Genomic DNA, 26,871 nt, shown 5'->3' on the forward strand with positions numbered 1-26,871 from the left:
CATCGTTGGTGGTATGGGCCGGTATGGTGCGTGCCATCTTACTTTGGCCCGACTTGATCCGGCCCCCAGATAATTTCGGAGATGGCAATGACCTACGTGGTCACTGAAAACTGCATCCGCTGCAAATTCATGGACTGTGTGGAAGTCTGCCCTGTTGACTGCTTCTACGCCGGTGAAAACTTTCTGGTAATCAATCCAGACGAATGCATTGACTGCGGCGTGTGCGAGCCTGAATGCCCCGCCGAAGCAATTTTCCCCGATAGCGATGATCGTGCGACAGCATGGGCGGAACTCAACGCAAAATACGCAACCCAATGGCCGAACATCACGCGTAAGGGCACACCCCCGGCTGATGCGGAAGAATGGAAAGACAAGCCCGGCAAGGCTGAACTCCTTTCTCCGGAGCCGCAGAAAGACTGATCCACAGGCTTTTTATTACCCTGTGCTTCACAACGGCGTGGTGCGCTGCTTTCCAGCAGCCCACGCCGTTTTTTTATGCCCGTTTCCTGGTTGCTCATCACACACAGGCATCAGCCCTCCAAACCCATGGAATGCGAAAAGCCGCAGCAACCATAGACCGCCCTGTGAAGCAGAAGACGCCTGAAGGCTGAGTCAAAGATCGTTCAGGTCGATCTGGTGCTTCTTTCTATGCTTTCATGCCTTGCCTTTGAGGCCCGAAGCGACTGTATCCTGAGGGCAAAGTTGCATTTTTAGCGCCCTCTTTCAGCCGGCCCCTTGGCACCCCACAACTCCAGCCTTTTGAACAGCTTCCTGCAGAGTGGTGCCCCCCTTTAACGGAAACCAGAGCCATATTGTTTGCCTGCACTGTATGGAGACCTCCCAGGTTCTCGGATCGGGATGATTAGGCTTAACAGCCTTCCACAACATGCCTTTCCCCGCTCCACAACTGCGCCGCCCCTCGTATGCGTAACTATGAGGAGACCACCGCATCACACCCTGATCGCACCGGCATCACGCCTTTTCTGCCAGACGCAAAAAAGGCCGCAGGAAAAATCCTGCGGCCTTTTCACATGCGCATCTGCCGGATACCGGCTGATGCTATCCCGTATTAGCGGGACATCATGTGCAGAGCTGTGTTGTTCATGATGAACAGGGTGCCAATGATGAAGATGGCAACAAATCCAACCGTGAACACAAAGCAGATGTTGTTCCAGCGCTGCTCGGACCCACCACCCATGTGGAGGAAGTAGTGCAGGTGAACCAGCACCTGAACCAGAGCCAGAGCAGAAATTGCCAGCACGGTACCAGACGGGGACAGGCTATGCGTTGCAACAACTGCAAAAGCCAGAACCGTCAGGATAACGGCGAGAACAAACCCGATAATGTAAGACGATACGCTACCGTGGCTCTCACCAGAGGAGGTTGTGTGAAGATCGCTCATCAGATCATGCTCGCCAGATAGACATAGGTGAAGACGCAGATCCAGACGATATCCAGAAAGTGCCAGAACAGGCTCAGACAGGTGAGCTTGTTCATCATGCGTTCCGGGATCTCGGTTGTACCCATCAGCTGAACGATCAGGGTAACAATCCAGATCAGACCACAGGTCACATGCAGACCGTGGGTCGACACCAGCGTGAAGAAGGCAGACAGGAACGCACTGCGATCCGGCCCTGCACCTTCATGAATCATGTGAGCGAATTCGTTCACTTCCAGCCCGACAAAGCCAAGGCCCAGCAGGAAGGTCACACCCAGCCACATGATGACTTTGCTGATCTCGTTCTTATGGGCGGCAATCATGCCAAACCCATAAGTGATGGAAGAGACCAGCAGAAGGGCTGTTTCCAGCCCAAGTCCGCTCAGTTCGAAAAGTTCATGGCCGCTAGGACCGCCATTGAACTGGTTACGCAGGACTGCAAACGCGGCAAACAGAGAGCCGAAGATAATGCAGTCCGTCATCAGGTAGACCCAGAACCCGAACACCACCGGAGATTCGTGGTGATGTTCGTCGTGGCCCGAGGTCGGAACAGTTGTATCGTGCGCCATTACTCAGCTGCCTGTGCCATCAGTTTACGGGAATGCTCGTTCTCGATCCGGGCAACTTCTTCAGCAGGGATATAGAAATCGATATCCTTGTTGGCACTACGGGCAATAACCGTCCCGATCACACCAATCAGACCAATAGCAGCCAGCCACCAGATGTACCAGACAGCGGCAAAACCAAGGACCAGGCTGAAAGCACCCACGAGGAAACCAGCTGCCGTGTTTTTCGGCATATGGATTGCTTCATAAGGGCCACCTGCACGACGGGTATCAATGCCGTTTTCCTTGTCATGCATGAAAGCGTCGAGCTCATGCACGTGGGGAACCAGAGCAAAGTTGTACACCGGCGGCGGAGAAGACGTGGACCATTCGAGAGAACGTGCGTTCCACGGATCACCCGTTACGTCACGGTTCTGCGGCAGGTTGCGGTCACGGATGGAAACATAAAGCTGCGTCAGCTGACAGACGATACCGAACAGGATCAGCACCGCACCCACTTCAGCAACCAGCAGCCAAGGGTGCCAGGCCGGGTTGTCGTAGTGGTTCAGACGACGGGTCATGCCCTGGAAACCAACAACATACAGCGGAACGAACGCGAAGTAGAAGCCAACGAACCAGAACCAGAAAGCACGGATGCCCCAGCTTTCGTTCAGCTTGAAGCCCATAACCTTCGGGAACCAGAAGTTCATGCCACAGATGTAACCGAAATACACACCACCGATAATCACGTTATGGAAGTGAGCAATCAGGAACAGGGAGTTATGCAGAACGAAGTCAGCGCCCGGAATGGCCATCATCACACCGGTCATACCACCGATGGTGAAGGTCACCATGAAGCCAACGGCCCAGTACATGCAGGCATGGAACTGGATGCGGCCCTTATACATGGTGAACATCCAGTTAAACAGCTTCACACCCGTGGGGATGGAGATCACCATGGTTGCAATGCCGAAGAAGGCGTTCACGTCCGGACCAGCGCCCATTGTGAAGAAGTGATGCACCCACACCAGGAAGGACAGGATCATGATCGCGCAGGTTGCGTAGACCATGGTGCCATAGCCGAACAGCGGCTTCTGGGAGAACGCAGGAACAACTTCAGAGAACACGCCGAAGGCGGGAATAACAAGAATATAAACTTCCGGATGACCCCATGCCCAGATCAGGTTGAGGTACATCATCTGATTACCACCACCGTCATTGGTGAAGAAGTGCATGCCGAAGTAACGGTCCAGACCCAGCAGCGCAACGGCAACCGTCAGCACAGGGAAGGAAACCATGATCAGGATGGAAGCACAGAAAGCGGTCCAGGTGAAAACCGGCATTTTCATCCAGGTCATGCCAGGAGCGCGCATCTTCACGATCGTCACGAAGAAGTTCACACCTGTCAGCAGGGTGCCAACACCCGAAAGCTGAATGGCCCAGATATAATAGTCTACACCGACGCCAGGGCTGAACTGAGTTTCAGACAGCGGCGGGTAGGCCAGCCAGCCACACTGCGAGAATTCACCGATGAACAGGGAAACGTTCACCAGAATAAACGCAATGGCCGTCATCCAGAAGCTCAGGTTGTTCAGGAACGGGAAGGCAACGTCGCGAGCGCCGATCTGAAGCGGCACAACGAAGTTGAACAGACCGGTCATGAACGCCATCGCCAGGAAGAAGATCATGATCGTTCCGTGAGCGGAGAAGATCTGATCGTAATGGTGTGGCGGCAGGTAGCCTGGGTTACCAGCATAGGCCAGGGCCAGCTGGGTACGCATCATGATAGCGTCCGCAAAACCGCGGAACAGAGCAACGAGCGCCAGGATGATGTACATCACCGCCAGACGCTTGTGATCAACAGAAGTAAACCACTCTTTCCAGAGATAGCCCCACTTCCCGTAATAGGTGATCAGCCCCAGAACCGCGAGACCGACAATGGCAACGCCCAAGAACGTGCCTACAAGGATCGGAACATCCAACGGGATGGCCGATAACGATAGTCTCCCTAGCATAGATCCTATTCCTTCATATTCATGTCGGACATCGCGGACTGCACCTGGATCATCTGTCCGGTGTTTTTGTCCATGACCATGCCGTTATTGTACTTGGCTACGATCGTGTTGAACATTCCGGGTTCAACGTGCGCGAAATATTCGACAGGATTAGCTTCGCTCGGCGCAGCCAGCTTCGGATAGGTCTGGCTATCAAGCTGCTCGGACGAAGATTTAACTTTATCAACCCATGCGTTGAATTCATCACCGCTTACAGCCAGCGTACGGAATTTCATGTCAGAAAAACCACGGCCACTGTAGTTGGCGGATTCACCCAGGTAATCACCCGGTTCGCTGGCCAGCAGGTGAAGCTGGGTCTGCATGCCCGCCATGGCGTAAATCATGGAACCAAGACGCGGGATGAAGAAAGAGTTCATCACGGAATCAGAGGTAATCACGAAATCGATGGGCGTGTTAACCGGAATGGCCAGCTGGTTAACGGTGGCAATACCCTGTTCGGGGTAGATGAACAGCCATTTCCAGTCCAGAGCCACAACCTCAACGTGCAGCGGCTTGGTGGTCGCTTCAGCTTCCAGCGGCTTGTACGGATCAAGGGAATGACAGGTCTGGTAGGTGATCACGGCAAGAAAGATAATGATCAGCGTGGGAACGCCCCAGATAACCAGTTCGATCTTGTTGGAGTGACACCATTTGGGAAGATATTCCGCGCTGGTGTTGGACTGGCGATACTGCCAGGCGAAAACCAGAGACAGAATGATGGTCGGGACCACCACAATCAGCATCGCGACTGTTGAGGTAAGGATGAGTGATTTCACACCCTCACCAACCGGGCCTTTCGGGTCTAGAACATCCAATTCACACCCGGCAAGCAGCAACGCTGACGATAGGCCGCCTAATCGCGCCATTCTCGCCAGTAACTTGTTTTTCATCGCACGCCTCTTGGTTCTGACATCAACTTAGCCTCACAAAGACTCTCTGCTCCTGCTGCCATAGAAGCCGGACAACAGCAAGAAACTACGTTCCGGCCCCGCAGAACTCACACACCACAAGGCCGACATGCAGGCAGTTTCACCAACCGGTTGAAACAGCCTTCATGCCGGGCAGCGCAGAACTCCCACAGGCAGCAGAAACGCCCTGAGCGCTACTTTATTCCTAAAGGCCAGATTCTCAATGTCTGAAAAGTTCCATCAGCCCTTCATCACACTGAGGCCATTGCCCAAGGAATGTTTCCTCACCGTGTTATTTCGCTGATTTTAAAGAGTCACAAGATATCACAATTTATTTCAAATTGTTTCAATATTTTTGCGGGCTCTAAATTTATTTATGTTTTTCAATGGGATAATTGCGCTTCTGAATTATCACGCGCGCGTTACTCACTTCATCGTGCTTAGTATAAGTCTTATTTTGAACTTATTTCGGACTATTATGGTCCTTTTCGTTCATCGCATAGCTGACTCAGCAAAAAAGCCCGGCCTTATTAGGCCGGGCTCTGCTGGAAGACACAGACTCCTCTCTCCTAGGATGAAAAGGTGAGAGGTAGCGACTTCTTAGTCGTTGGTGTTTCTGACACCCATGAACTGCAACAGAAACTGAAACAGGTTGATGAAGTTCAGGTAAAGGCTCAGGGCATCATAGACACTGCGCTTGGCAGCTTCATCGGGCCCTTCGTAAGCAGCATACTGCGGATAGGTCACCCGGATACGCTGCGCATCAAACGCACTGAACGCGGTGAAGATGAATACGCCAACAATACTGTACACAAAGTACACTGCCGGGCTTTTAAGAAAGATATTCACCAGACCAGCGATAATCAGCCCAAACAGCCCCATCATCAGGAAAGAGCCGAATTTGGCCAGATTTGCCTTGGTGGTGTAGCCCCACAGGGATGTTGCGCCAAACATGCAGGCTGTCACCAGAAACACGCGCACAACGGAAACGCCGGTGTAAACCAGGAAGATGCTGGAAAGACTGGCCCCCATGGTGGCGCAGAATGCCCAGAACAGTCCCTGCGCGCCCTGGCGTGACAGACGGTTCACACCAAAAGACATCACAAGCACAAAGCCCAACGGAGCGATCATTGCAGCGCCACCCAGCAGAGTGGGATGCAGCGCCATACCGCCGGGGGTTGGGGTTAACTGGAAAAACAGCCCACGCAGGCCCGTAAAGGCAACTGCATAAGCGACGATTGCCGTCAGCAGCAGCCCGGATGCCATCCAGTTATAGACCCGCAGCATATAAGCCCGCAGGCCTGCATCCAGTGCGCCAGCCTGAGCATTCCACCCAGATGCTGCGGCAGGTGAACGAAAGTCGTGACCGAACGACATTGTTTTCCTCTCCTTGTCCGGACAAGCCGGCTTTGCTTTATACTTGTGGCTGCCCTGCCACTGCGTCAAGGGTCAGGCCCTTATCTTATGGTGTCAGGCTGCATCCATCAGAACGGATGCCCCAGGGTCTGTCGCCCGACCTTCCCTTTCCGCCTGCGTTGTCAGGCAGACCTCAAGGTTTTTCGATGTATCTGACAATTGGCATCACTCTTCCCGATGATTTGCGTGACGGCCTACTGGCTCTGCAAAACCACTTTCAGGACAAGACGTGGGAACCGGCCTCTTTCCTTTTTCTTCCCCTGTGCAGCCTGGGAGACGTGACACACCCCTTCACGCTGGAAGAGCTGGACCACGCCCTGCATGGGTTACGCATGAAGGAACCCGCCTCCTTCGTACCTGACGGCTTCGATGTCTTTACGAGGCGAGACCGAATCACGCTTGAACTCAAAATTCGTTCAGCAGCGCTTGATCACCTTTCCGTGAAATCCCTCTCGGCAGCAAAGCGGGCGGGCGTGAAGAATGCGCGCATTTGCGCCCCTCTCAGCATCCCGCTGGCCACAATAACTGCCGTCCCGCCAGAGGATGTCAGCGCGTGGATACAACTCCATCATCAGACAGTTTTCACCACATCTTCCATTTCGGAAATTACCCTTTTCCGCTCATGGAAAAACAGAGAAACAACACTGTTTATGCCAGAGACAAATTATCTCTTCGCGCCACCAGGATCATTTGTATAATGTTTGTTATAACATTGTGCGGATCACGATGATTACCTTCTTCCGTGAGAAGATGTACCGCCTCTACCCCTCTGTAACGCCAGCAAATTATTGCACGGGCTGGTATCAGCTATTCCTCTGACGTGATTGACAGGGCGGAGCCTCATTGGCTGAGTGTAGGAAACCGGTCTTCCGGCTTTTAATTGTCTTTTTTCCTCACCTTAATACCAGTCGAGGACACTAACGCATGACCCGCCCCGCCTCCGCCAAGAGACGTTCGCTGCTAGGAATTCTCGCGGCCGGAACGATCTGCGCCGCACCGCTGCCTCTGGCAGCTCTCCCCGCCCATGCTGACAGCCTGGGCAACACCGGGGAAGCGATCATCCACGCGGATGATCATCCTGAAAACTGGCTGAGCTATGGTCGGACCTATACCGAGCAGCGCTACAGCCCGCTGGACGAAATTAACAAGTCCAACGTGGGTAACCTGAAACTGGCCTGGTATTTTGATCTTGATACCAACCGCGGCCAGGAAGGTACTCCTCTGGTTGTGGATGGGGTCATGTACGCCACCACCAACTGGTCCAAAATGAAGGCGCTGGACGCAGCCACCGGCAAGCTGCTGTGGCAGTATGATCCGCGCGTTCCCGGCAACATTGCTGACAAAGGCTGCTGTGACACGGTTAACCGTGGTGCAGGCTACTGGAACGGCAAGGTGTTCTTCGGCACGTTCGATGGTCGCCTGGTCGCTCTGGACGCCAAGACCGGCAAGAAGGTCTGGGAAGTCAACACCATTCCCAAGGAAGCCTCCCTCGGGCAGCAGCGCTCCTACACCGTTGACGGTGCCGTGCGCGTTGCCAAAGGCCTGGTGCTGATCGGCAATGGTGGCTCTGAATTCGGTGCCCGTGGCTTTGTGTCTGCCTTTGATGCAGAAACCGGCAAGCTGAAATGGCGCTTCTATACCGTTCCCAACAACAAGAACGAAGCTGACCACGCTGCATCAGACAACGTGCTGATGAACAAAGCCTACAAGACCTGGAGCCCCACCGGCGCCTGGACGAAGCAGGGCGGCGGCGGCACGGTTTGGGACTCCATCGTGTATGATCCGGTGGCTGATCTGGTTTACCTGGCTGTTGGTAACGGTTCTCCGTGGAACTACAAATACCGCACGGATGGAATTGGTGATAACCTGTTCCTGGGCAGCATTGTGGCGGTCAAGCCTGAAACCGGCGAATATGTCTGGCACTTCCAGGAAACGCCGATGGACCAGTGGGATTACACCTCTGTCCAGCAGATCATGACGCTTGATATGCCGATCAACGGTGAAAACCGCCACGTGATCGTGCATGCGCCCAAGAACGGCTTCTTCTACATTCTGGACGCCAAGACGGGTGAATTCCTGTCCGGCAAGAACTACGTTTACGTTAACTGGGCACAGGGTCTGGACCCCAAGACGGGCCGTCCGATCTACAACCCGGATGCGCTGTACACGCTCAACGGCAAGGAATGGTATGGCATTCCGGGTGACCTTGGTGGCCATAACTTTGCTGCCATGGCTTACAGCCCCAAGACAGGCCTGGTTTATATCCCGGCCCAGCAGGTTCCCTTCCTGTATAAAAACCAGGTTGGCGGCTTCAAGGCGCATCCTGATTCCTGGAACCTCGGTCTGGACATGAACAAGGCCGGTCTGCCGGATACCCCGGAAGCCCGCACCGCATTCATGAAGGATCTGAAAGGCTGGATTGTAGCCTGGGACCCCAAGAAGCAGGAAGCTGCCTGGGTTGTTGACCACAAAGGTCCGTGGAACGGCGGTATCCTTGCTACCGGTGGTGATCTGCTGTTCCAGGGTCTGGCAAACGGCGAATTCCACGCTTATGACGCCACCAACGGCGCAGACCTGTTCCACTTTGATGCACAGAGCGGCATTATTGCTCCGCCCATCACCTACAAGGCGCAGGGCAAGCAGTATGTGGCTGTAGAAGTGGGCTGGGGCGGTATCTATCCGTTCTTCCTCGGCGGTCTGGCCCGTACGTCTGGCTGGACAGTCAACCACTCCCGCGTTGTTGCTTTCTCCCTGGATGGAAAAGCTGAACTGCCTCCGCAGAATGACAAAGGCTTCCTGCCCGTCAAACCGCCTGCGCAGTATGACACCAAGGTGACCGATAACGGTTACTTCCAGTTCCAGACCTATTGCGCCGCCTGCCATGGCGATAACGCAGAAGGTGCCGGTGTGCTGCCGGATCTGCGCTGGTCTGGTTCCATCCGCCACCAGGATGCGTTCTACAACGTAGTGGGTCGCGGTGCCCTGACGGCTTACGGGATGGATCGGTTCGACACCAGCATGAAGCCTGATGAAATTGAAGACATTCGTCAGTTCATCATCAAGCGTGCGAACGACACCTATCAGCGTGAAGTGGATGCTCGCAAGAATGACAAGGGCATTCCCGAAAACCCGACTCTCGGCATTACGCCGTAATGGTCCGGCACAGTCATGACGTCATTCGGCACACAAGCGACACAGTGGTAAAAACGATGATCAAAGGACTAAAAGCCGCTCTGGGAGCGGTCGCTGTCGGGCTTCTGGCAGGCACTTCTCTGGCGCACGCACAAAGCGCTGACGATGAACTGGTGAAAAAAGGCGCGTATGTTGCGCGCCTGGGGGACTGTGTAGCCTGTCATACGGCGCTGCACGGTCAGGTGTATGCTGGCGGTCTGTCCATCCAGACCCCCATTGGCACCATCTACTCCACCAACATCACCCCTGACCCCACCCACGGGATCGGGACCTACACGTTCAAGGAATTTGACGAAGCCGTACGCCATGGCGTGCGCAAGGACGGCAGCACGCTGTATCCGGCCATGCCGTATCCGTCCTTCGCCCGCATGACGCAGGATGACATGAAGGCGCTGTATGCCTACTTCATGCATGGCGTGAAGCCGGTGGCTCAGCCCAACAAACCGGCTGGCATTTCCTGGCCGCTGTCCATGCGCTGGCCGCTGTCCATCTGGCGGTCCGTGTTTGCACCGGCCCCCAAGGACTTCACACCAGCTCCGGGCACTGATGCGGATATCGCTCGCGGCGAATATCTGGTGACAGGCCCCGGTCACTGCGGCGCCTGCCATACCCCGCGCGGCTTTGGCATGCAGGAAAAAGCGCTTGATGCGTCCGGCGGTGCTGACTTCCTGAGCGGTGGTGCCCCGATTGATAACTGGATCGCCCCAAGCCTGCGCAATGACCCCGTTCTGGGTCTGGGCCGCTGGTCTGAGGATGATATCTACCAGTTCCTGAAATCTGGCCGTATTGACCATTCTGCCGTGTTTGGTGGCATGGCTGACGTGGTGGGCTGGAGCACGCAGTACTTCACGGACAGTGATCTGCGCGCCATGGCAAAATATCTGAAAGCCCTGCCGCCGGTACCGCCGGCGCGTGGTGATTACAAATATGATGCCTCCACCGCTCAGGCTCTGGATTCCAACAACACCTCCGGCATGCCGGGTGCCAAGGAATATGTTGAACAGTGCGCCATCTGTCACCGTAACGATGGTGGTGGTGTAGCCCGTATGTTCCCGCCGCTGGCTGGCAACCCGGTTGTGGTGTCTGAAAACCCGACATCCGTTGCCCACATCATTGTGGCCGGTGCGGTTCTGCCGCCCACAAACTGGGCACCTTCTGCCGTGGCCATGCCTGGCTACAAGAATGTTCTGTCTGACCAGCAGATTGCGGACGTGGTCAACTTCATCCGCACCTCCTGGGGTAACAAGGCTCCGGCCAATGTTACGGCAGCAGACATTCAGAAGCTGCGCGTTGATCATGCACCGATCTCCACCTACTCATGGGGCTTCGGTGGAAATGACACGGCTACATGGGGTGTCTTCCATCCGCAGCCTTATGGCGCAGGCTGGACCTTTGCTCCGCAGACCCACACGGGTGAAGACGAAGCTCAGTAAGAGCGACTTTTTCTTCCTCGCTCCTTTAAAAGAGCGAGGACCTGCTAAAAACACCGCGTTGGGCAACCAGCACGGTGTTTTTTTATGCTTACCCCTCAGCACGCCACAAAGCTGCTTCACACCTCCTTCTGGCACCACGAGCAAGCACACACTCTTCGCTCCTTGTGCAAAGCCGCACGGCATCACATATGCTGAAATATGGCCGCTCCATTCCCCTCCTCCCTGCTTTCTGAACGGATTGTTATTCTGACTGGCGCTGGCATCAGTCAGGAATCCGGCCTTGCCACCTTTCGGGATGAAGGCGGATTATGGGCGTCACACAGCATTGAAGATGTCTGCACTCCTGAAGGATTTTCCAGAAACCCAGCCCTTGTGGACGATTTTTATAATCATCGACGCAAGGAGGCGCAGACTGTTGAACCCAACGCAGCCCATAAGGCTCTGGCAATGTTGGAAACTGCGTTACGGGACCAAATGCAGCATGAGGCAGATGACCGCTTTCTGCTGATCACGCAAAATATTGACCCTTTGCATGAGCGCGCAGGCAGTCGCAGCCTTGTGCATATGCATGGTGAGCTGGAACGGGTGCGCTGTACAGCGTGCCACCGGAGTTTTCAGTGGATAACAGACTGTTTTCCAACCACGCCTTGCCCCCATTGTGGCGCAGCAGCCTTACGGCCGGATGTGGTCTGGTTTGGAGAGATGCCTTACCACATGGAACGTATTGAAAAAGCGCTTGCTCGCTGCACCCTTTTTATCGCCATCGGCACGTCTGCAACGGTATGGCCCGCCGCTGGTTTTGTGCAGGCGGCTGGCGCGCACGCCCATACCGTTGAACTGAATCTGGCGCCATCTGCCGCATCTGGCCAGTTTGATGAAGTCTTGTACGGTCCGGCCACCAAGGTTGTTCCGCGCTACGTGAGTGGATTGCTCACACCATGAAAACCCTCTTTGTTACACCCCCCTGTTCCTCGTCTGCCATCAGTGATGAAGACCTCATGGGTTTTCTCAAAACCGTGCGGAGTTGTACGGCCTGTGCTGGCAAACTCCCCTTTGCGCCCAGACCTGTTATCAATTTTTCTCCTAAAGCCCGTTTGCTGATTGCCGGACAAGCCCCCGGCACCCGCGTGCATGAAACGGGTATTCCGTTCAATGATGCCTCAGGCGAGCGGTTGCGATCCTGGCTGAACATGGACCGCGATCTTTTTTACGATAAAGACCAGATTGCCATTGTCCCTATGGGATTATGCTATCCGGGCGTTCTGCCCAAAGGAGGAGACCGACCGCCTCCGCCTGAATGTGCGGCGCTCTGGCGAGAACGTATTCTTTCCTTCCTGCCCAATATCCAGATGACCCTTCTGGTAGGCTCCTATTCACAAAACTATACACTGGGAAAAGGAAAGGTTTACGAACGCACCCTGAATTTTGAGAATTATCTGCCTGACTATTTTCCGCTTCCTCATCCCTCATGGCGCACGGGGGCATGGGAACGCGCAACACCGGAGTTTCAGGATCGGGTTATTCCTGCCCTCCGGTGCCGCGTTGATAAGATACTGGGCCGATAAAGCCGTGTTTTATTCCGTTGGCAGCACCAGCAGAATACGAATGTCATTCACGTTTGTCAGCGTTGGCCCGGTTATGACGAGATCTCCTATTTCCTTGAAATAGCTGTAGCTGTCATGGTTTTTAAGGAAATCCTGCGCATCCAGATCTCGTTTTTTCCCGCGTGAGAGCGTATCGGGTGTCACAATGGCACCTGCGGCATCTTCTGTGCCATCAATGCCGTCACTATCCCCGGCCAGAGCCCATATGCCCTGCTCGCCATCCAGTGCCTGAGCGCAGGCCAGTAGAAACTCCGTATTCCGCCCACCACGGCCCGGTTTTTCGCCTTTTCTGATGGTGACCGTCATCTCTCCCCCGCTCAACAGAACAGCAGGAGCCGCCACAGGCACACCATGCATTTTGACTGAGCGCGCAATGCCAGCCAACACCACACCGGCCGCACTGCTTTCCCCTTCCAGCGCATCGCCCAGAACAAGCGGGGTGACGCCTGCCTGACGGGCACGCTCCGCCGCGGCCTGAAGCGCCAGAAAAGGTGTTGCGATCATCGTCACGCTGTTGCCTTCCGCCACATCAGGCGTGTGCCCGTGTGTGCGGTCGGCCTCATGTTTGAGATGCGCAAGTGCTGCTTCCGGCAAGGCCAGATCGTATTTGCGCACAATCCGCAAGGCATCCAGCGCTGTTGTGTTGTCTGGCACCGTAGGGCCGCTGGCAATAACGGCAGGATCATCACCCGGCACATCGCTGATCACAAAAGTCGCCACCCGTGCGGGAAAAGCCGCCTGTGCCAAGCGGCCCCCCTTAATGCCGGAAAGGTGGCGGCGCACAGTGTTCATTTCCGTAATGGTCGCACCTGAATGAAGCAGATCTTTCCCGATCTTCTTTTTTTCATCCAGACTTAGTCCTTCGGCTGGCAAAGCAAGCAGGGAAGAGCCTCCGCCTGAAATCAGGGCGATCACCAGATCATCCGCGCTCAGCCCTTCCACTGCTTTCAGGATGGCGCGGGCAGCCGCTTCACTTCGCTCATCCGGCACCGGATGAGAGGCTTCCAGAATGGTAATATGCTGCGTGGGCACAGCATGTTCATCACGCGTGACCACTACGCCGCCCAGCGGAACATCCGGCCATGCCTCTTCCAGCGCGGCTGCCATTGCGGCAGAAGCCTTGCCCGCCCCAACCACAACGCACCGCCCCTTTGGCTTTTCCGGCAGAGCCTGCGCCAATACCCGAGACGGACTGGCGCTCGCGACAGCCGCATCAAACATCTCTCTCAGAAAAGCCCGGATCTGCGCCGCAGACCATGATGAATCGGGCTTTGCCGAAACAGATGAAGTGGGTTGAGCACACATCAGGAACACTCCTTTTCCGGCATTTCTTGTTTTTCTTCTCTGACCAACCCAGGTCAGCCGAACGCCGTGTTTTTCATGGTGTCTTGTGAACGCAGGAAACAACAGGATTGCGTTAGGCGCTACAGAGTGCCCTCATCACATCCCGGTGAGGCGCTGCGTGACCACTGGAGAGAGGAGCTTACTCTTCAGCAACAGAGGGGGCGCTGAGACTCTTAAAGAATTTTTTCAAAATCCAGACCGAAATCAAGGGCTTTGACGGAGTGAGTCAACCACCCGACAGACAGCAGATCCACCCCCGTTTGGGCAATGGCTGGTGCTGTCTGGGGCGTGATTCCGCCAGACGCTTCCACCAGCAAACGGCCATCTATCATGTCAACACAGGTGCGCAGATCGGCCAGAGACATATTATCCAGCAGAACGGCATCCACCTTCTCGCCCGCCAGCAGGGCACGCAACTGCTCTGGCGTATCCACCTCAACCTCAATTTTCACCATATGGCCTGCCGCCGCACGTGCCCGGGCGACTGCCTCCTGCACACTGCCCACCAGTGCAATGTGGTTGTCCTTGATCAGAATGGCATCATCCAGCCCCATACGGTGGCTGACACCACCGCCAGCCCGCACAGCATATTTCTGAATGGCCCGCAGGCCGGGCATCGTTTTACGCGTGCAGCATAGACGCGCTTTGGTGCCAGCCATACTGCGCACAATGGCGGCCGTCGCTGTAGCAATCCCGCTCAGATGAGACAGAAAATTCAGCCCCACGCGCTCGCCTGTCAGGATGGCGCGGGCGCTGCCTTCCACCACCGCCACAACATCTCCGGCGGCCAAGGTTTCCCCTTCCTTCTTCAGGCGTTGGAAGTTCAGCGAAGGATCAATGAGATGAAAGGAAAGCCGCGCCAGATCCAGTCCGGCCAGCACACCGTCTTCCCGGCTGCGCATCACCACGCGCAGCCTGTCCTCCGGGCCAATTACGGCATTGGTGGTCAGATCACCCCCGCGCCCCAGATCTTCCAGAAGGCCCGCCCGCACCAGCGGTTCAAGCATGATATCGGGCAGGGAAGGCAGCATTCGGCAGTCATCCATCGTGTGAAAAAGGTCTCTTATACCGCCAGCATCCGTTCAATCGCCAGTCGGGCGCGGTCGGCCACATCAGCCTCCACTTCCACCTTTACTTCCATATTTTCAAGCGCCTTACGAATGGAGCCAAGCGTAATACGCTTCATGTGCGGGCAGAGATTACAGGGGCGGATCAGTTCCACGTCCGGATGCAGAGCGGCCAGATTGTCGCTCATGGAGCACTCGGTCACCAGCAGCACGCGCGCGGCTTTGCCGGACGCCACAAAATCTGACATGCCCGCCGTGGAGCCCGCAAAATCAGCCTCCGCCACCACTTCTGGCGGACATTCCGGGTGGGCCAGCACCACCAGATCTGGATAGGCTTTGCGCCAGTCCCGAATTTCCTGGGGTGTGAAGCGCTCATGCACCTCACAATGGCCTTTCCAGGTGATTACCTTCACGCCGGTTTCGTTCGCCACATTCTGGGCCAGAAACTCATCCGGGATCATGATCACTTCGTCCACGCCCAGGCTTTCAATCACCTGTCGGGCGTTACCGGACGTGCAGCAGATGTCACTCTCCGCCTTCACGGCAGCGGACGTGTTCACATAGGTCACAACCGGCACGCCGGGGTAACGCTGCCGCATCAGGCGCACATCTGCCGCCGTGATGGATTCCGCCAGTGAACATCCTGCCTCTGCCGAGGGAAGAAGAACGGTCTTGGACGGGTTCAGCAGTTTGGAGGTTTCCGCCATGAACGCCACACCGGCCATGACCATGATATCCGCCTCAACCTCCTGCGCCTTACGCGCCAGAGCGAGGGAATCGCCCGTGATATCCGCCACACAGTGGAAGATTTCCGGGGTCTGGTAATTATGGGCCAGAATAACGGCGTTATGCTTCTGCTTGAGTTCCAGAATGGCCGCAATATCATCTGCAAACGCAGGCCATTCCATTGCCGGAACCACGTGGCGCACGCGGTCATACAGGGCATCCGCCCGTTCTTGCCAAAGCGTGGAGTCAGGGAACCTGATCATATGGTCTTTTCCAACCGTAGGGATGAAGGCCGAAGCACGTCTTTACGGGAACAAATCATTCAGAGCCAGCCCTGCCAGCTTCCATAAGGAAAACAGCCGCAGGCTGAAAGGCCGGACCCTACCCCCTCTACACCAAGACCTGTAGGGGGCAAGCCCACATGGGGGCGACACATATGTGTGAAGCCCAAGCCCATTGCGCCAGAGCATCAGGCAGAAGCAGGCACTGTTTTTTCCGGGAAGGCAGGGTCCAGATAAGGGGAGGAAGCATCGAAGAATGCCCGGTTCTGGGCCAGTTCCGTTTCAATCACGCGCAGGCTGGCGAGTGCCCGTAGCATTTCCACCCGCACTGACAGATTGGTTTCCACCTGTTCACGCTGCACCAGATAGAGCACCGCCAGATGGGTAGCGCGGGAAGTGCGGCCATACTGGCCACCATAACGGCCCGTAAAACGCTGCATGCGGTTCATCATGGCCTGCGTCGCCCGCTGCGGGCCGGGGGGAAGCACACCACGCGCCAGAATACTGCGCAGGCGCAGCACATTCAGCCCGATGGTCATGCTGGACAGCACACCGCTGAGGTAGCTTTCCAGCACGTAGGAGCGTTTGCCGCCCGTCATGGATGACAGGCGCACAAAATTATCCACGCCGCGCCCCACAACCTCTGACGGCAAAGGCGGATACCGCCATGCGGCAAGCCTGCGCAGCCAGCGCAGAATATCCAGCCGCATATCCCACCGCAGACCATCGGGATCAAACGGCAGGAAGACACGATACATCCACATGGCGAACATCATGGCCAGCAACAGCGGCAGAGCCGTGTTGAAATACATGACCTCGTCCATGCGGCCCTGATTGAGTGGACCAACCAGAATGGGCAGAAACAGATTGTACGCCACAGCCGCCAGTACCAGTGGCGCATAGGCAAACGCCAACCCGCCCACCAACATGGGAATAGCCAGACACATGGCCAGCATCTCGTATGTGGTGGGTTGGGCCATGACCCAAAGGTCCAGCAGCCCGCACATACCAATCACGCACACAGTGCCGTGCAGAAACGCCTGCGTGGCCAAGGCTGGTTGCTCCAGCGTGGAGAACAGGGCGCACACAATGGAGACAAACATCATGAAGGTCAGACCATCCGGCCACGCGGTTGTCATCCAGATCAAACCCGAGCAGAAAATGGTGACTGAGGCCCGCAGGCTGTTGGTGAACGCCACACGCCAGTCACGATACGTCCGCATACCGTAGCGGAAATGATCATGCGGCTGCGGGTGGCGGCTCATTTCAAACTGCTCCAGCGAGAGACGCAGTTCGTCCAGCAGTTCATCCAGCTTGTGTAAAAGCTGCCCTTCCCGCGAGAGGCGGCGTTCCTGCGGCAGATCAACCGGGGGATGCGTGGCGGCCACCATTTCTTCTTGCAGACTGGTGGCCGCCAGTTCCCGGCAGGTGGCATCCAGCAGGGTCAGTTCATCCAGCACCGGTTTTATGGGCTGATCGTCCCCCAGCCTGCCGGGGAGACCTTGCAGAAAGAGGCTGACCTGCTCGGCTGTCTGCTTGTAATGCACGCCCTGACTATCCGGCACGGCCAGCAGAGCGGAAAGCTCCATGCCGCGAGACATCAGCACCGTAATGGCCGCCAGTGCGGCGCGGGCGTGGTCCCCTTCATGCTCGTGTTTGCCCATTTCAATTTCGGCAAACTCCACCTGATCGCTCAGGGTCAGAATGGTGGTCAGCACATCCGGAGACCGGGTAATGGCGTTATGGTCCCCTCGCAGCATGTTCACCAGAGCACGCGTAGCGCCCCCCATGGCCTGCACAAAATTGGTCGCCAGCCGGTTACGGGCGCGCGTGCCCAACTGATACTGGAACAGGGAGGAGATGGTGGTTTCCACCACAATGCCAAGCGTGATGTACGTGGCGCGCGCCATGGCAATTTCAAAAATATGGTCCGGTGCCAGAACCCCATCCAACGCGATAATGGCATAGGTAAAACCGGATGCCCGCATGCCATGAATACGGTAATTGGTCATGGCGGCGGGGCCAGGCAGCAGGGTTCCGATAAAACAGAAAATGCCGATTCCACCGGCCAGACACAGAATATACAGCAGGGGCGCCTGCGGCATACAGGCCACCAGCACCACGGCGCAGATGGTGCCCACCACCATGCCGAACATGTGCCAGCGGGCCTTGGCAATGGATTTGCCCCGTGTGCCCTGGGCCACCATCCAGACTGTCAGCGCCGCCCATTGGGGGCTGCCCAGTTCCCACCACAGGGCAATGCCCAACGCTATAAGTGCGGAAATGGTGGTACGCAGTGCGTATCCAAAGGAGAGAAGATCAGGCGCAATCAACCAGCGCAGATGATCCAGCTTACGGGGCGGCCCTCCGCCCAGAAGCGTCTGCCGGACCATTGCCGCAAGAGCCTGATAAAACTGGCTGAGTGAAAACGCCGCACTTCTCATGCAGCCAGTCGCCAGCCATCAGAGGTCTGTAATCCTGCCATGAGTTTCACATACATCATGGCAAGGAAAAACAGTACTCAAACCTCGTATGTTCTTTCTGCTTGTATGATCAGAAAGAACAAACCGAATCTGGCAGTATTACTCTTCGTACGTAACCAGACTTTTAACCGGCACGTCCAGCTTGTCGCGGCCGCCAAGACCTGTCAGCTCCACCAGCAGGGAAGCCCCGACCACATTCGCACCAGCCTTACGCAGCAGCGTGATGGAGGCTGCCAGTGTGCCGCCGGTTGCCAGCAGATCATCCATCACCACAACACGCTGGCCGGGTTTGATGGCATCATCCTGAATCTGGAGCGTATCGCTGCCATATTCCAGATCATAGGTATGAGAAATGGTGCCACCCGGCAGCTTGCCTGGTTTGCGCAGCATCAGAAGCCCGCAACCAAGCCGATCCGCCAGCGGAGCGGCGGTCAGAAACCCGCGCGATTCCACAGCAGCCAGCATATCCGGCTCCCACGGAGCAACCTGACGCGCCAGACGACCCATGGCGATCTGCCATGCATCCGGTTCCCGCATCAGGGTGGAAATATCGTAAAACAGGATACCGGGTTTGGGAAAATCCGGAATATTCCGAATATAACGCTTAAGATCAATCTCCTCGCGCTTCGTCATGTTCCGTACTCTTCCTTCCTGCTTGTACAGCACGCCGGGGCTACTTGCTCAGCCCGCCAGACGGCCCGTTTCATCCTGCCTCTCACACCTTTGATCAAGGCTTGTATGGCAACCGGCACACGCTCTAGCCCGCACCCCCGCCTTCCGCAAGAGAGAACCGTGACGAATCAGACCCCGGCCCGCGCACTCAGGGCGGAGGTCACCGCCCGCATCAGCCCGTCCCGCCGGAAGGGTTTGGCCAGAAGGTGCGCGCCCTCCACGGCCCCAGCGGGGCTTGGGCTGTCTGGCGTCAGGTCGCCCGACATATACACCACGGCCAGATCCTCATACCGGCCAGCCAGCACGCGGGAGAGCGTCAATCCATCCAGTGGGCCGGGCAGTTGCAGGTCTGTCACCAGCAGGTCCAGCTTACCTTCGGCCGAGGCGGCAACATCGAATGCCTGTTCTCCATCCGCCGCCTCCAGCACGCGGTGGCCCGCCATGCCCAGAATGGTGACAACAATATCCCGAATCGCAGCATCATCTTCCACCACCAGCACCTGAATGGGCCGCACCTGTGGTTTGACCGCAGGTGGCGTGGCACGCGGCAGAAGCGTTTGCTGCACCCCGGTCACCTCATCAACCGCTACGGCACGCGGCAACCACAGAGACACCTCCGTGCCGCGTCGCTCACCTGTTGCCACAACCACCCGACCTTTAACCTGCTGGGAAAAGGCCAGAACCATGGCCATCCCCAGCCCGGTGCCAGCACCTTCCTCCTTGGTGGTGAAGAACGGCTCAAACAGATGGTGCAGCACTTCGTCCGTCATGCCGCATCCACTATCAATCACGTCCAGCCGCACCCAATCTCCGGCAGGCAGAGGTGTGGGGTCTGACACAACACGACGATTCCGTCCGTCTTCCACGGGCAGGCTCATCAGATCGGCATTGACAGAGAACGTCACGTTACGGGCCACAATCCGCAGCCGCCCCCCCGTAGGCATGGCATCCCGCGCATTGATGGCCAGATTGAGCACTGCGCTCTCAAGCTGGGCGGGGTCCGCCCTGACAGGCCAGATATCAGACCCATTGCCGCATTCCACCACAATACGCGGCCCGATGATGCGGCCAAGCAACCCACCAAGAAAGGAGAAGAGATCAGACAGAGAGAGCGAATCGGGCGTGCTGCTCTGCCGCCGCATGAAAGACAGCAACTGGCCAGTCAGTGCCTCTGATCGTCTTCCGGCATGTGTTGCGGCGGAAAGATATTCCTGCCTTTGCTCCACATGGTCTGGCTGGTCATGATCTGCGGCAAGTTCCAGATTGCCCAGAATAACGGTCAGCAGATTTTTGAAGTCATGTGCGATGCCTGCCGTAAGCTGCCCCAGCGCGCGCAATTTCTGGGCTTCCCCCAAGGCGCGCTCACTACGCAGGCGCATGCTGATATCCGCCGCTGTCAGCACAAACCCACGGCGGGCTGCCGCACCATCCGGCGCAAAAAACAGGGTGCGGCACAATTCCAGATCCGCCCCGTTTATCCCCTTACATTCCACCATCACGGGCGGAACAGACTGGCCGAGGGAAAGACTGGCCTCAATATGTTCAAAAGGTTCCAGCAGCGGGACACCACCGACCACCAGCGCAGCACTCAACGTGTCGTACGGCAGACCGAATTTCAGGAAATCCCTCTCCAACCCCAGCACGGTGCCAAGCTGTTCATTCCAGTGCCAGAGGCGGCCATCGGCACCGAATACCGCCACGCCAAGGCTCAGGCTATCCAGCGTGGCGCGCAGCCGCAGCGCCAGATCACGCGATGAGGCTTCCGCCCGTGCAGCGGCAAGAGAGGAACGATCCAACACCCAGCCTGCGGAAATCAGACTGAGCACACCTGTCAGAATACCCAACAGCCCCAGCCTGCGCTGCCAGCTTGTATTACGCAGCATATTCGCCACGCGGTCAGCCTGATCCATGGTGCTGACATGGCTGAGAACAGAGAGATTATTGTCCAGCGCCGTCAGAGCCTGTTCACCGCCCGCTGGCATGGCGGCTGCCTCTGGCTTCCAGCCTGCCACTTCGTCCAGTTCGTGCGCCACGGCTGTCAGGGGTTCGGCTCTTCCCGCGCCTTCGCGCAGTTGCACGGCCTTGAACCCATCATACCCGCTGCGGGCGGCAGCAAGCTGGCTGAGGGCACGAGTGTAGCAGGCTGCATCCTGCTCCTGCTTGCGTGCCAGCCAGCTATAATAACAGATACGCGCTTCACTGGTGGCGTGATGGAGATTGCGCAGATAGCTGCCGGCGGCAGTACTCTGCCGATCCAGATCCCCATGGCGGGCCATTTCATTACCCAGTTCAATGCCCATTGTACCAAACGTTACAATCAATAGGCCGGCACCAATAAGTGCCAGAACATGGGCCCGTCTTGCTGGATGCCGTGCCATGGAACCGACAAGCTCCCTCTTCCGCTGCGGAAAATCAGGACTGTGCAAGCCTGACGCCATCCGTCAAGCGCCTAAGCCGCATAACGCCTGTCCACAAGGCGAAAAAAGTGCGTCAGCCTGCCCCGCTCTCCTGTGATTGTGGCTCTAATGCCTTGGGCCGCAGCGCACAGACAAACAACATCATGACCGTGCCAAAGAACATGCACCCCGCCATGGGGAGAGCGGATGTGGTTGGAAACATGCCCAGCAGCGCCCCGGCCAACGCGCCCATAACATATTGCATGGTGCCCGCCAGTGCCGCAGCCGCACCAGCAAGGCTGGGATGGTCCGCCAGTGCGCCCATCATGGCGTTAGGGAAAATAATGCCCGTGGGGGCCAGTGTCAGCAGCATGGCCCCGATCATCAGCCACACCTGATCATGCCGCCATGCAGGGCCTGCATACCATTTCCCCCACGCCACAACCGCCACCAGCAAGGCTCCCCCCAGCAGGGAAACAATAACGGCCCCTTGCAGCAAACGTGCCGAATCGATCCGCCCCACCAAAATACCGTTCACCTGGGACGCGCCGATCATGAACACGGAGAACACCCCAAACAGCATGGAAAAATGCAGCGGCGAGAACCCAAAAATCTTGATGAACACGAAAGACGCCGCCGTCAGGTAGCTGAACTGCATGAACGTGGAAAAACCCGTCACCATGGCATGGGAGGTAAATCCCCGATCCCGCAACAGCGTGAGGTACCGTGTGACCAGCGTGACGGGAGAGAGCGCAACCCGTTTCTGGAACGGCAGCGTTTCGGGCAGCAGGAACAGAACGCACAGAACGCAGATGGCCCCATAGGCAGCAGACGCCCAGAAAATCACCCGCCAGGACGCCACGGCAACCACCAGCCCCCCAAGCATGGGGGCAAGAATGGGCACCACACCCATCACCATCACCAGCCGGGAGAGCATTTTGGCACCTGCATTCCGGTCTGGCACCATATCCCGCACGCACGCCGTGGGGATAACCAGACTGGCAGACGCACCGAGAGAGGCCACAAACCGCGCGATGGAGAATGTCAGGATATCCGGCGCGAAGGCACATACAGCAGATGCGACCGTATAGATCAGATTGCCAATCAGCATGGGCATGCGGCGGCCGTAGCGGTCAGACAAAGGTCCAACACTCAACTGCCCGATGGCCAGCCCCACAAACCAGATGGACAATGTCATCTGCACATTGCCGGCATCGGTATGGAAGGTGTCCTCCATCGCCGGGAAAGCGGGCAGATAGATATCTGTGGAGATCGGGCCGACGGCTGTCAGAAACCCCAGCAGCAATGGCACCCAGCCAGGCACCCCCTGCGGAAAGACAGCCGATTGGGAAACAGATTCTCGCGAGACGGAGGCAGAAGCCATCTGCGGCGCTCCAGAAAACAAACAAAAAGGATGGAAAGAAAGAAAAGGAACCAGCCCAAAAGAAACAGGCAGAAAAACGAAACACAGAACTGCGTCACGCTGGATGACGCCTTACCGGACAGGAAAAACGCCTTCAGGCGTTCCCTTCCGAAGGGTCCTGCTTATCAGGCATCAGCCGTGCAATACGGGCCTTGCACCATAACCACATGCCAAACAGGGCGGAAACGCCAAACAGCCCCCCGCCAAGCACACCTTGCCACACAGCGTCAACCCGGATGCCAGACCCCAGCAGCACTGCCACAAGGTTCTGCGGCAGCCCCCCCAGCACCGTAGCGGCCACAAAAGGCAGAAGCTTCATGCCCGAAACACCCCCCAGAAGGTTCAGCAGTAACGCAGACCCAACCGGAAGCAGCCGTAAGGTAAGAATGCTCAAAAATGGCTGCTGGCTGAGCATGGCGTCCATCCGCGCAAACCGCGCCCCCAGTCTGGCGCGCGCCCAGGCCTGACCGCCCCAGCGCGCCCAGAGGAATCCGGCCACACATCCAAGGGTGGAAGCAAGTGTTATCATCACCGTGCCTTCTCCCACGCCGTAGGCAAGCCCGGCCGCAAAGCCCGCAACCTGCCGGGGCAGGCCAAAGGCACACCACAGGGACGCTCCGCCCACAAACACCATACGCCCCCACACGCCGTCCTGCAGTAAGGCAGTGCTATCCAGCATATGCCGCAGGGCAGGTATGTTGCGAAGAAGCAACGCTCCCGCCACCAACAGCCCCAACATCAGCAAGGGTCGCAGAAACCGCGCGGCAGAGCTGGGAGCCGAAGAGGAAGTGGAGCGATCAGGCTGGTCCATCCGTGCGGCGGTACCATCTTCTTGCCCATGGCCGCAAGCACAGTCTAAATCCTTGGCATCTGATGCAACAGCGCGCAAAAGGCCGCCATGTCCTCTTCCCTTCCGCGTCATGCCGACATGGCGCCCCATCACCGTCGTCTGATTTCCAACTGGCTGTTTGTCCTGTGCTTCATGCTGCTGGGCATGATCGCCATTGGCGGTGTCACGCGCCTGACAGGCTCTGGTCTGTCCATCATGGACTGGCAGCCTGTCAGCGGCATTATCCCCCCTCTCTCCCACGCTGAATGGGAGCGGCTGTTCGCGCTGTATAAAACCATTCCGCAATATCATCTTCAACATGAAGGATTCGGGCTGGAAGGGTTCCAGAAAATTTTCTGGGCTGAGTGGATTCACCGCTTCTGGGGCCGCCTGATGGGCCTGGTGCTATTTGTGCCGCTGGTATGGTTCACCATTCGCGGCATGATTACCCGCAAACTGGCGCTGCGGCTGTTCCTTTTCTTTATTCTCGGTGCGCTACAGGGGGCCATTGGCTGGTTCATGGTCGCTTCTGGCTTCCGGCCAGACAGCACAGCCGTGGAACCTGTGCGGCTAGTGCTCCATCTAAGCGCAGCTTTGGCCCTTTATCTGGCTGTTCTATGGACCGCGTTTTCCATCCGCTGGCCCCAGCCGCAGACCGTTCCCGCCACACCGGCTGCACACCGCACCAAAAGGCTGGTCTGGGCGGCTCTGTGCCTGATCTGCATCACCATTATAGCGGGGGGCTTTACGGCAGGCACCCATGCGGGGTTCGTGTTCAACACCTTCCCCCTGATGGACGGCCACCTTATTCCACAGGATTATGCGCGTCTGACTCCCTTCTGGCTGAACTGGGTGGACAACAAGGCCGCCATTCAGTTTGACCACCGCCTGCTGGCAACCCTGACAGCCCTGACCATTGGATGTGTGCTGCTGGTTGGCCTGCGCACCCGCGGTCTTGGCGCCAAGGCCCACAATGCGCTGATGCTGCTGGGCTGGGCCGTGCTTATTCAGTACGCGCTGGGGGTTACCACCCTGCTGCTGGTTGTGCCGGTCTGGGCCGGGGCGGTGCACCAGACCTTTGCCGCCGTGCTGCTGGGTGTGATGCTGTATGTGCTGCACAACCTTCGGGGTGTCAGCACCCGCTGAGGCCGGAGGGAAAACCGTATGCTCTCTCCCATTTTCCCGGCACAGAATGGTTGCTTTTAGGCTCTGAAACTGTATGGTGCGCGCCATGAATTCCGTCTGGTTCACGTCCGAGTCTCTGCGGCGCGCCGAAATGGCGCGAGCGGGCGGCGTGGCCCTGCGTCTGGACCTTCTCCTTCGACTAATCAGCCCCTGAGCGATCCCGGCGGCTTCGTGCCGTCACGCTTAGGGGGCGAGTGAACGAGTTTCCGCATAAGTGCGGCACAAGCGGCGCTGACCCGCGCCAGAAACCAGACCAGACTGATATCTTAAGGACATTCTCCATGTCAGCCAGCCACACCATTACCCATCCCTCCTTTGGCCAGATGAGCGCCGACCGGGTTATCATTTTTGATACCACCCTGCGCGATGGCGAGCAGTCCCCAGGTTTTTCCATGAACCTGACGGAAAAACTGCGGATGGCCGAGGCTCTGGCCACTCTGGGCGTGGACGTGATTGAAGCGGGCTTTCCCGTTGCGTCCAAAGGGGATTTTGAATCCGTTCACCAGATCGCAAAAAACACCAACGGCCCGGTAATCTGTGCTCTGGCCCGCACAGGCGGCGCCAAGGACATTGCCGCGGCAGGTGAGGCGCTGGCCCCTGCGAAACGCAAGCGTATCCATAACTTCATTTCCACTTCTCCGCTGCACATGAAATACAAGCTGCGGATGGAACCTGAAACAGTTCTGGACCTGATCACCACCGGTAACACGGCTGCCCGCAACCTGACGGATGATGTGGAATGGTCAGCCGAAGATGGCTCCCGCACCGAACCAGACTTCCTGTGCCGCTGCGTGGAAGCCGCCATTAAGGCGGGTGCCACCACCATCAACATTCCAGACACCGTAGGCTATGCCACGCCGGAAGACATGGAACGCATCTTCTCCATGCTGCGGGAGCGGGTGCCGGGTGCTGAGCGGGTGATTTTCTCCGCCCATAACCATAATGATCTGGGGCTGGCCGTCGCCAACACGCTGGCTTCTGTCCGGGGTGGAGCACGCCAGATTGAATGCACCATCAACGGTATTGGCGAACGTGCCGGTAACGCTGCGCTGGAAGAAATTGTCATGGCCATGCGCACCCGGCATGACCAGTACCCCTTCACCACCGGCATTAACACGCCCGGTCTGCTGAAGGTCTCTCGCATGCTGGCCACCATCACCAGCTTTGACGTGCAGCCCAACAAGGCCATTGTCGGCCGCAACGCCTTTGCGCATGAAAGCGGTATCCATCAGGATGGCGTGCTGAAAAACGCCGCCACCTATGAAATCATGACCCCCGAAAGCGTGGGCTGGAGTCGGTCTTCTCTGGTCATGGGCAAACATTCCGGCCGCGCTGCGTTCCGCGACAAGCTGAAAGCGCTGGGTTATGGTGATCTGGAAGACAGCAAGCTGAACGATGCTTTCTCCCGCTTCAAGGATCTGGCTGACCGCAAGAAGGTTGTGTACGACGAAGACATCGTTGCGCTGGTGGATGATGAAGTGCGCGATCACGACCACATCCGCTTTGGCGCGCTGAGCCTGGCTTCCCAGTCCGGCAAGCCTTCTGAAGCGGAACTGACCCTGCATGTGGATGGCAAGACAGTGGCCGCGCAGGCTTCTGGCAACGGGCCGGTGGATGCCGCCTTCAACGCCCTGCGCACCGCTTTCCCGCATGAAGCCCGACTGGCCCTGTTCTCCGTCGGCGCGGTAACGGAAGGTACGGACGCACAGGCCCGCACCACAGTACGGCTGGAAGAAGATGGCAAGATGGTGGATGGTCAGGGCGCGGATGCCGATACCGTTGTTTCTGCCGTGCGCGCCTATGTGCATGCGCTGAACAAGCTGCTGGTCAAGCGCACCCGCGCTGAACCCGAAGCGCTGACGGCCTGATATTCGC

Annotated in this window: 21 protein-coding genes; 8 read left to right on the forward strand and 13 right to left on the reverse strand. The window is 57.3% G+C overall.

Annotated features, from left to right (window positions below):
* Window positions 1-87 precede the first annotated feature (87 nt).
* On the forward strand, window positions 88-420 hold the full coding sequence (gene fdxA / locus ASN_RS06490; protein WP_039903344.1) for a ferredoxin FdxA: 333 nt from the start codon (window positions 88-90) through the stop codon (window positions 418-420).
* Window positions 421-1,069: 649 nt separating this feature from the next.
* Here fdxA and cyoD read toward each other — a convergent pair.
* From cyoD to ASN_RS06515, 5 genes are all read right to left on the reverse strand, one after another.
* Window positions 1,070-1,402 carry a cytochrome o ubiquinol oxidase subunit IV gene (gene cyoD, locus ASN_RS06495; protein ID WP_006557382.1) on the reverse strand — a complete coding sequence of 111 codons (333 nt, stop codon included), beginning with the start codon at window positions 1,400-1,402 and terminating at the stop codon, window positions 1,070-1,072.
* Window positions 1,402-2,007 (reverse strand): cytochrome o ubiquinol oxidase subunit III, encoded by a 606-nt coding sequence (gene cyoC, locus ASN_RS06500; RefSeq protein ID WP_035380646.1) that lies wholly within the window; start codon window positions 2,005-2,007, stop codon window positions 1,402-1,404. The genes cyoD and cyoC overlap by 1 nt, the downstream gene beginning before the upstream one ends.
* Entirely contained in the window at window positions 2,007-3,998 is a 1,992-nt protein-coding gene (gene cyoB, locus ASN_RS06505) for a cytochrome o ubiquinol oxidase subunit I (protein ID WP_035380648.1), read from the reverse strand. Before cyoB ends, cyoC begins: the two co-directional genes overlap by 1 nt.
* A 5-nt stretch (window positions 3,999-4,003) precedes the next feature.
* Window positions 4,004-4,927: a ubiquinol oxidase subunit II gene (gene cyoA / locus ASN_RS06510; RefSeq protein WP_006559606.1), complete on the reverse strand. Its 924-nt coding sequence runs from the start codon at window positions 4,925-4,927 to the stop codon at window positions 4,004-4,006.
* A gap of 618 nt (window positions 4,928-5,545) precedes the next feature.
* Window positions 5,546-6,322, reverse strand: coding sequence for a Bax inhibitor-1/YccA family protein (locus ASN_RS06515; protein WP_006559607.1), 777 nt, complete (start codon window positions 6,320-6,322; stop codon window positions 5,546-5,548).
* 185 nt (window positions 6,323-6,507) lie between these two features.
* Between ASN_RS06515 and ASN_RS06520 the strand changes: the two genes are divergently transcribed.
* The 5 genes from ASN_RS06520 (at window position 6,508) to ASN_RS06540 (ending at window position 12,551) form a co-directional block, all read left to right on the forward strand.
* The gene (locus tag ASN_RS06520) at window positions 6,508-7,059 is read left to right on the forward strand and encodes a 2'-5' RNA ligase family protein (RefSeq protein WP_006559608.1); all 552 of its coding nucleotides are present in this window, start codon (window positions 6,508-6,510) and stop codon (window positions 7,057-7,059) included.
* 226 nt (window positions 7,060-7,285) lie between these two features.
* Complete coding sequence (locus ASN_RS06525; RefSeq protein WP_006559609.1) at window positions 7,286-9,514, forward strand: PQQ-dependent dehydrogenase, methanol/ethanol family; 2,229 nt, start codon at window positions 7,286-7,288, stop codon at window positions 9,512-9,514.
* Between the two features lie 56 nt (window positions 9,515-9,570).
* Window positions 9,571-10,986 carry a c-type cytochrome gene (locus ASN_RS06530; RefSeq protein WP_006559610.1) on the forward strand — a complete coding sequence of 472 codons (1,416 nt, stop codon included), beginning with the start codon at window positions 9,571-9,573 and terminating at the stop codon, window positions 10,984-10,986.
* 198 nt (window positions 10,987-11,184) lie between these two features.
* On the forward strand, window positions 11,185-11,928 hold the full coding sequence (locus tag ASN_RS06535) for an NAD-dependent deacylase (protein ID WP_058987636.1): 744 nt from the start codon (window positions 11,185-11,187) through the stop codon (window positions 11,926-11,928).
* 56 nt (window positions 11,929-11,984) lie between these two features.
* On the forward strand, window positions 11,985-12,551 hold the full coding sequence (locus tag ASN_RS06540) for a uracil-DNA glycosylase family protein (RefSeq protein WP_227004933.1): 567 nt from the start codon (window positions 11,985-11,987) through the stop codon (window positions 12,549-12,551).
* A 9-nt stretch (window positions 12,552-12,560) separates the two neighbouring features.
* Here the strand turns inward: ASN_RS06540 and ASN_RS06545 are convergent, their stop codons facing one another.
* The 8 genes from ASN_RS06545 to ASN_RS06580 form a co-directional block, all read right to left on the reverse strand.
* Window positions 12,561-13,811 carry a glycerate kinase type-2 family protein gene (locus ASN_RS06545; protein ID WP_099048361.1) on the reverse strand — a complete coding sequence of 417 codons (1,251 nt, stop codon included), beginning with the start codon at window positions 13,809-13,811 and terminating at the stop codon, window positions 12,561-12,563.
* Between the two features lie 296 nt (window positions 13,812-14,107).
* The gene (nadC, locus tag ASN_RS06550; RefSeq protein ID WP_058987639.1) at window positions 14,108-14,965 is read right to left on the reverse strand and encodes a carboxylating nicotinate-nucleotide diphosphorylase; all 858 of its coding nucleotides are present in this window, start codon (window positions 14,963-14,965) and stop codon (window positions 14,108-14,110) included.
* Window positions 14,966-14,997: 32 nt separating this feature from the next.
* A complete protein-coding gene (nadA, locus tag ASN_RS06555) occupies window positions 14,998-15,990 on the reverse strand; it encodes a quinolinate synthase NadA (protein WP_006558712.1) in 993 nt (330 codons plus the stop codon).
* A 206-nt stretch (window positions 15,991-16,196) separates the two neighbouring features.
* Window positions 16,197-18,452 (reverse strand): FUSC family protein, encoded by a 2,256-nt coding sequence (locus ASN_RS06560; protein WP_006558710.1) that lies wholly within the window; start codon window positions 18,450-18,452, stop codon window positions 16,197-16,199.
* A 138-nt stretch (window positions 18,453-18,590) separates the two neighbouring features.
* Window positions 18,591-19,124 carry an adenine phosphoribosyltransferase gene (locus ASN_RS06565; RefSeq protein WP_035380661.1) on the reverse strand — a complete coding sequence of 178 codons (534 nt, stop codon included), beginning with the start codon at window positions 19,122-19,124 and terminating at the stop codon, window positions 18,591-18,593.
* A 167-nt stretch (window positions 19,125-19,291) separates the two neighbouring features.
* Window positions 19,292-21,541, reverse strand: coding sequence for an ATP-binding protein (locus ASN_RS06570; protein WP_006558708.1), 2,250 nt, complete (start codon window positions 21,539-21,541; stop codon window positions 19,292-19,294).
* 112 nt (window positions 21,542-21,653) lie between these two features.
* Window positions 21,654-22,943, reverse strand: coding sequence for a multidrug effflux MFS transporter (locus ASN_RS06575; RefSeq protein ID WP_006558707.1), 1,290 nt, complete (start codon window positions 22,941-22,943; stop codon window positions 21,654-21,656).
* A gap of 133 nt (window positions 22,944-23,076) precedes the next feature.
* Window positions 23,077-23,871 carry a TVP38/TMEM64 family protein gene (locus ASN_RS06580; protein WP_231948415.1) on the reverse strand — a complete coding sequence of 265 codons (795 nt, stop codon included), beginning with the start codon at window positions 23,869-23,871 and terminating at the stop codon, window positions 23,077-23,079.
* Between the two features lie 39 nt (window positions 23,872-23,910).
* Here ASN_RS06580 and ASN_RS06585 point away from each other — a divergent pair, with 39 nt between their 5' ends.
* Together ASN_RS06585 and ASN_RS06590 are read left to right on the forward strand one after the other, a co-directional pair.
* Complete coding sequence (locus ASN_RS06585) at window positions 23,911-24,957, forward strand: COX15/CtaA family protein (protein WP_086641884.1); 1,047 nt, start codon at window positions 23,911-23,913, stop codon at window positions 24,955-24,957.
* Between the two features lie 320 nt (window positions 24,958-25,277).
* Window positions 25,278-26,864: a 2-isopropylmalate synthase gene (locus ASN_RS06590; RefSeq protein WP_039904420.1), complete on the forward strand. Its 1,587-nt coding sequence runs from the start codon at window positions 25,278-25,280 to the stop codon at window positions 26,862-26,864.
* Window positions 26,865-26,871: the final 7 nt, after the last annotated feature.

Origin of the sequence: Acetobacter senegalensis, assembly GCF_001499615.1 — a bacterium.
GTDB lineage: Bacteria > Pseudomonadota > Alphaproteobacteria > Acetobacterales > Acetobacteraceae > Acetobacter > Acetobacter senegalensis.

Coding starts and splice junctions, on each gene's coding strand:
- ASN_RS06560 (WP_006558710.1), bottom strand. CDS start 18,452: ATGAGAAGTGCGGCGTTTTCACTCAGCCAGTTTTATCAGGCTCTTGCG.
- ASN_RS06585 (WP_086641884.1), top strand. CDS start 23,911: ATGGCGCCCCATCACCGTCGTCTGATTTCCAACTGGCTGTTTGTCCTG.
- ASN_RS06520 (WP_006559608.1), top strand. CDS start 6,508: ATGTATCTGACAATTGGCATCACTCTTCCCGATGATTTGCGTGACGGC.
- ASN_RS06530 (WP_006559610.1), top strand. CDS start 9,571: ATGATCAAAGGACTAAAAGCCGCTCTGGGAGCGGTCGCTGTCGGGCTT.
- ASN_RS06575 (WP_006558707.1), bottom strand. CDS start 22,943: ATGGCTTCTGCCTCCGTCTCGCGAGAATCTGTTTCCCAATCGGCTGTC.
- cyoD (WP_006557382.1), bottom strand. CDS start 1,402: ATGAGCGATCTTCACACAACCTCCTCTGGTGAGAGCCACGGTAGCGTA.
- nadC (WP_058987639.1), bottom strand. CDS start 14,965: ATGCTGCCTTCCCTGCCCGATATCATGCTTGAACCGCTGGTGCGGGCG.
- ASN_RS06525 (WP_006559609.1), top strand. CDS start 7,286: ATGACCCGCCCCGCCTCCGCCAAGAGACGTTCGCTGCTAGGAATTCTC.
- cyoA (WP_006559606.1), bottom strand. CDS start 4,927: ATGAAAAACAAGTTACTGGCGAGAATGGCGCGATTAGGCGGCCTATCG.
- ASN_RS06565 (WP_035380661.1), bottom strand. CDS start 19,124: ATGACGAAGCGCGAGGAGATTGATCTTAAGCGTTATATTCGGAATATT.
- cyoC (WP_035380646.1), bottom strand. CDS start 2,007: ATGGCGCACGATACAACTGTTCCGACCTCGGGCCACGACGAACATCAC.
- ASN_RS06545 (WP_099048361.1), bottom strand. CDS start 13,811: ATGTTTGATGCGGCTGTCGCGAGCGCCAGTCCGTCTCGGGTATTGGCG.
- cyoB (WP_035380648.1), bottom strand. CDS start 3,998: ATGCTAGGGAGACTATCGTTATCGGCCATCCCGTTGGATGTTCCGATC.
- ASN_RS06540 (WP_227004933.1), top strand. CDS start 11,985: ATGGGTTTTCTCAAAACCGTGCGGAGTTGTACGGCCTGTGCTGGCAAA.
- nadA (WP_006558712.1), bottom strand. CDS start 15,990: ATGATCAGGTTCCCTGACTCCACGCTTTGGCAAGAACGGGCGGATGCC.
- ASN_RS06590 (WP_039904420.1), top strand. CDS start 25,278: ATGTCAGCCAGCCACACCATTACCCATCCCTCCTTTGGCCAGATGAGC.
- fdxA (WP_039903344.1), top strand. CDS start 88: ATGACCTACGTGGTCACTGAAAACTGCATCCGCTGCAAATTCATGGAC.
- ASN_RS06515 (WP_006559607.1), bottom strand. CDS start 6,322: ATGTCGTTCGGTCACGACTTTCGTTCACCTGCCGCAGCATCTGGGTGG.
- ASN_RS06535 (WP_058987636.1), top strand. CDS start 11,185: ATGGCCGCTCCATTCCCCTCCTCCCTGCTTTCTGAACGGATTGTTATT.
- ASN_RS06570 (WP_006558708.1), bottom strand. CDS start 21,541: ATGGCACGGCATCCAGCAAGACGGGCCCATGTTCTGGCACTTATTGGT.